Raw genomic sequence first — 5,123 nt, forward strand, 5'->3', positions numbered from 1 at the left:
TCCGCGGAGACCACCACGGTGTGGGACACCCCGGGGGTGTTGTCCACGAAATTGGTGATCAGCCAGTTCAGGTTCTGTGCGGCCTGGCTCATCTGAGTCAACTCAACGCTCCTGGTGGTTCGAGCCGCCGAAGAGATCGGTGCTGCGGTTCTGTCCGTTGCCGGACTGGTCTACCTGATCGGGGTCGATCCGGAAGCTTCCGGTGTTGCCGGCGCTGCGGCCCTGCTCCACACCGCGGCGCAGGTTGGTGAGGCGGCCACGGACCTCCTCGGGGCTGCGGGAGACCTGCGGCCCGTCCTGCGGGGTGGGCTTGGCGTTGCCGGGCACCAGGTTCTGCTTGGGCACGCGCCGCGGCAGACCGGACTGGGTGGTCCCGGCGGAGGAGGGCTCGCGCAGCTGCTCGGCCCGCTGCCAGTCGCCGTCGTTCGGCGACTGCCAGGCGGCGGTCGGGCCGGTCGGGCCGTAACCGCCGAGCGAGGACACGTCGTGGCCGCGCGACTCGAGGGGCATCGAGGTGTCCTTGGCGCCCGCGAACCAGTTCGGGCTGTCGCCCGACGGGACGGCGCCGGCCGGCGCGCTGCCGGGGCCACCGCCCGCCAGCTGCTCGCCGGGGCGGCGCTGCGGCAGGCCGGACGCCAGGGTGGTGGGCGCCTGGTCGGCGGCGGGCAGCGCGGGCGGCTCCGGGGCGTACGGGTGACCGGCCGGGGCCTCCTGCGCCTGGCGGCCGTACTGGTCGGCGTAGCCGCCCTGGTCGTAGCCGTACTGCTCGTCGGCGTACTGGTCCTCGGCGTAGCCCTGCTGGTCGTAGCCCTGCTGCGGGTACTGGTCGTAGCCGTCCTGGGCGTACCCGTCCTGCTGGTAGCCCTGCTGCTCGTAGCCGTACTGGTCGTCGGCGTAGGCGCCGCCCTGCTGGTAACCCTGCGGGGCGTACTGGTCGTAGCCCTGCTGGTAGTCCTCCTCGACCTCGGCGTCCAGCACCGGGCCGTCCGGGGCGCCGCCCTCCAGGGCCGCGCGGCGGACCTGGTCGAGGCGCTGCGAGCGCTGGACGGCCTCCAGGGCCGGGCTGAACCCGCTGGAGCCGGCGTTGCCGACACCGGTGAGGTGGTCGTCGAAGCCGAGCTCGGCGGCGCTGCGGGCGCGGGCGTCGGGCGCCCACTGGTCGGTCGGCTCCTGGTCGGCGAAGATCCGGGAGACGGTGAACTGCTCCTCGGGCTCCGGCGCGGCACCGCCCTGGGTGACGAACGGCGGGAGCATGACCAGCGAGGTCGTGCCGGCCGACTCGCCGGACGGACGGAGCTGGACGCGGATGTCGTGTCGCTGGGAGAGCCGGCCGACCACGAAGAGGCCCATGCGGCGGGAGATGGTGGCGTCGACCGTGGGCGGCTCGGCCAGCTTCTCGTTGATCTCGGCGAAGTCCTCGGCGGTGAGGCCGATGCCCTTGTCGTGGATCTCGACCAGCACGCGGCCGTCCGGCAGGCGGGTCGCGTTGACCAGCACCCGGGTCTGCGGGCTGGAGAACGAGGTGGCGTTCTCCAGCAGCTCGGCGAGCAGGTGGACGAGGTCGGTCACGGCGGCGCCGACGACCTCGACCTCCGGGATGCCGGAGAGCTCGACGCGCTCGTACTGCTCCACCTCGGACGCGGCGGCGCGGAGCACGTCGACCAGCGGGACCGGGGTGTTCCAGCGGCGGCCGGCCTCCTCGCCCGCGAGGACGAGCAGGTTCTCACCGTTGCGGCGCATACGGGTCGCGAGGTGGTCCAGCTTGAAGAGGTTCTCCAGCTGGTCCGGGTCGGCCTCGTTGTTCTCCAGGTCGGTGATCAGCGCCAGCTGGCGCTGGATGAGGCCCTGGCTGCGGCGCGACAGGTTGGTGAAGATCGCGTTGACGTTCCCTCGCAGCAGGGCCTGCTCGGCGGCGAGCGCCACGGCCTGCTGGTGGACCTGGTCGAATGCCCGGGCGACTTCGCCGATCTCGTCCTTGCCGTGCAGCGGGATCGGCGTCACCGAGGTGTCGACCCGGTCGGGGTCGGTCTTGGAGAGCTTCTCGACCAGGTCGGGCAGACGGTGGTCGGCGATCTCCAGGGCGGCGCTGCGCAGGGTGCGCATGCCGAGGATCATCGAGCGGGCGACGTAACCGGTGAGCAGGCCGGCCAGGATCAGCGAGGCGACGACGATGACCGTGTTGAGGATGGCGTCGTAGAGCGCGTTGTCCTTCAGGTTGCGGGAATCGGTGAGGACGTCGTCCAGCAGCGCGACTTCGGTGTTCCGCAGGGCCTGGATGTGGATGTTGGCGGCCTGGTTCCAGTTGTCCGGGGTCAGGCCGGAGGCCTTCGCCTCGGCGAACGCGGCGTCGGCGGTGGCCTTGCCCTTCAGCTGGCCCTCGGCGGCGGCCTGGCTGTACGCGGCGGCCAGGGCCAGCAGGCCCTGCATGGTGGGCGCGTGGCCGTTCGGCATCTTGTTCGCCGAGCCGCTCTGGGCGCTGGCCAGGGCGACCTGCGCGTCCGAGTACTTCTTGGCGTCCTCGGGGGCGCTACCGGTGTCGAACTCGTTGAGGGAGACCTGCTCCAGCTTTTCCGCGACCACGATCTGCTGGGTCGCGTCGGCGTTCTCGTACCGGGTGGTGCCGTTCTGCGCGATGCCGACGAGCAGGCTCAGCATCAGCGAGCGCTGGGTCGAGGCGGAGGCCTTGGCCAGGGACATCGCGTAGATCGCGCGGCCCTTGCTGGTGGCGTTGGAGGAGCCCAGGCCGACCGAGTTGTCGTAGGCCAGCAGCGGGGCGAACATCACCGAGTAGGCGCTCGCGGTCGCGCTGAGGAACAGCTCGGGGCTGTACGCGTTGGCCCGCAGGTGTGGCAGGTCCTGGATCAGGAACGCGAAGGCCTCGTGGCGGCGGGGCAGCTCACCGGACTTGTCGGTGGCCTCGTACGCGGCGTTGTAGGCCTTCAGCGCGGCGTCGGTGTCGGCGCGGCGCTTGGTGACCTCGTTGTTCGGGTCCTGCTTGGTGAGCAGGGGTATGAGCGTCTTGTCGCGCTCGTTCTCCAGCGCTTCGGCGAGCTCGGTCGCGGCCTTGGCCAGCTCGGCGGTCTTCTCGGCGCGGGAGGCCTTGATGTAGCCGTCGACCGAGGTGTTCACTCGCAGACCACCGAAGACGAGACTGATGATCACGGGGATCAGCAGGATCGCGATCAGACGGGTCGGCACACGCCAGTTCCGCGGGCGGAGGAACTCGTACCGGCCCGTGCCGCCTTCGCCGCCCTGCGCGCCGCCGCTGCGGGGCGCCGAGGCGAGGCTGGGGGGCGTCGAAGCCGGTGCGGCCGGGGGGCGTTCCTCGGTGGGAGTGAACGCGGAGAATCCGGCCGGGCTCCCGGGGGTACCGTTCGGCTCGCTCTGGCGGGGCTCGGAGCGCCGCTGCGGGGCGGGTTGCTGCTTACGCCTCACTCGACAACTACCTCTCGGCCGACAGTCGGCCATGGATCAATCCAGCGCTACCCCCGGGCCCTGACCCGTCGCCGGACGGGCCGACACGAAAGAATCAGGGGTAGCTGGAATTTCAGCACGTGCAGGGATGGGGGACAAACAGCCGCCGTCTGGCACCCGCGTCGGCGCAATCCGGACATTCACCGACATGACGGAGCAAAACCGTGGTCATCTGGCGCTGAGTGACGCTGAATCGCCACGCTGCGTCATTGTTGATCACAAAATGCCTACCGAACTGTTATCGGCTGCTTATACACGGGTCTTGCGCGGGGCCCCGGAAGGACACCGGCCCGTAAGCGGCGCGGCCCCGTCGGCCCGTTGCAACGACGGGCCGACGGGGCTGACTGGTTCCGGTTGCCCGCGCGCTCGCCGCCGGGCCGTCCGGGTCCGGTGCGCGGCGCGTCCCGCTCAGCGGAGGCGGGCGAGCAGGGCGTGTTCGACGAGGGTGATGAGGGCACTCTTGGCGCTGTCGCGGCGGCGGGCGTCGAGCGTGACCACAGGGGTGTCGGGGCCCAGCTGGAGGGCTTCGCGGACCTCGTCGGCCGTGTGGGGCTGGTGTCCGTCGAAGCCGTTGAGGGCGACGACGAACGGCAGGCCGCTGTTCTCGAAGTAGTCGAGGGCGGGGAAGCAGTCGGCGAGGCGTCGGGTGTCGACGAGGACGACGGCGCCGATGGCGCCGCGGACGAGGTCGTCCCACATGAACCAGAAGCGGTCCTGTCCGGGGGTGCCGAACAGGTAGAGGATGAGGTCCTCGTCGAGGGTGATGCGGCCGAAGTCCATGGCGACGGTGGTGGTCGTCTTGCCGGAGACGTGGCTGAGGTCGTCGATGCCGGCGGAGGCCGAGGTCATGACGGCTTCGGTGCGCAGGGGGTTGATCTCGGAGACGGCGCCGACGAGCGTGGTCTTGCCGACACCGAAGCCGCCCGCCACGACGATCTTGGCCGACGTCGTGGCACGGGCGGGTCCGTTAGAGCTTGCGAAGTCCACTGAGGACCCTTTCGAGCAGCGTGACATCGGGCGTTCCGCCCGACTCGCCCGCGGCGGCGGGCTGGTGGATGGCGACGAGACCGGCCTCCGCGAGGTCGGCGACGAGAATGCGAGCGACACCGAGCGGGACACCGGCCAGTGCGGAGATCTCCGCGATGGACTTGACCTCACGGCAGAGGTTGACGATCCGGGCGTGCTCGGGCAGCAGCCCGCCGGTCCGCTCGGCGGAACCGGTGGTGGAGATCAGGGCCTCGATGGCGAGCTGGTAGCGGGGACGGGTCCGGCCGCCGGTCATCGCGTACGGACGGACCAGCGGCTGCTGCTCGTAGCCGTCGGACTGCTGCCCGCCGTAGCCGCTGCCGTACCCGCTGCCGTACGAGCCGGCGGGTGTCGAGGGCGGGGTCATGGGTCCTCCTTGTGCTGCAGCCTTGAGCAGCCGGTTCCAGCTGGGGCGTGCCAGCTGAGGCGGGATCAGCTGCCTGAGGGTAGCTGAGAGTGAGACGCCGGGTCCGGTCGGGTCGGACCCGGCGGGGAGGTGGGACGGGTGGGTGGATCCGCACGGTTCCGGTCAGTGCAGGAGACTGCCCTGGAGTTCCGCGCGAAGTGCGGGGGTGAGGACGGCGCCGGCGCGGTCGACGAGCAGGGCCATCTCGTAGCCGACG

At 71.0% G+C, this 5,123-nt stretch carries 3 protein-coding genes and 2 pseudogenes; all 5 read right to left on the reverse strand.

Annotated features, from left to right (window positions below):
• A pseudogene (locus ACIBEC_RS47485) lies at positions 1 to 92 on the reverse strand (roadblock/LC7 domain-containing protein); the annotation flags it as partial.
• Between the two features lie 10 nt (positions 93 to 102).
• Complete coding sequence (locus tag ACIBEC_RS47490; protein ID WP_360510182.1) at positions 103 to 3,435, reverse strand: nitrate- and nitrite sensing domain-containing protein; 3,333 nt, start codon at positions 3,433 to 3,435, stop codon at positions 103 to 105.
• Between the two features lie 447 nt (positions 3,436 to 3,882).
• The gene (locus ACIBEC_RS47495; protein ID WP_360510184.1) at positions 3,883 to 4,461 is read right to left on the reverse strand and encodes an ATP/GTP-binding protein; all 579 of its coding nucleotides are present in this window, start codon (positions 4,459 to 4,461) and stop codon (positions 3,883 to 3,885) included.
• Positions 4,442 to 4,867 carry a DUF742 domain-containing protein gene (locus tag ACIBEC_RS47500; RefSeq protein WP_360510186.1) on the reverse strand — a complete coding sequence of 142 codons (426 nt, stop codon included), beginning with the start codon at positions 4,865 to 4,867 and terminating at the stop codon, positions 4,442 to 4,444. Before ACIBEC_RS47500 ends, ACIBEC_RS47495 begins: the two co-directional genes overlap by 20 nt.
• 162 nt (positions 4,868 to 5,029) lie before the next feature.
• Positions 5,030 to 5,123: pseudogene (locus ACIBEC_RS47505) on the reverse strand (roadblock/LC7 domain-containing protein); the annotation flags it as partial.

It is taken from the genome of Kitasatospora sp. NPDC051164, assembly GCF_044455625.1.
In the GTDB taxonomy this organism is placed as follows: Bacteria; Actinomycetota; Actinomycetes; order Streptomycetales; family Streptomycetaceae; genus Kitasatospora.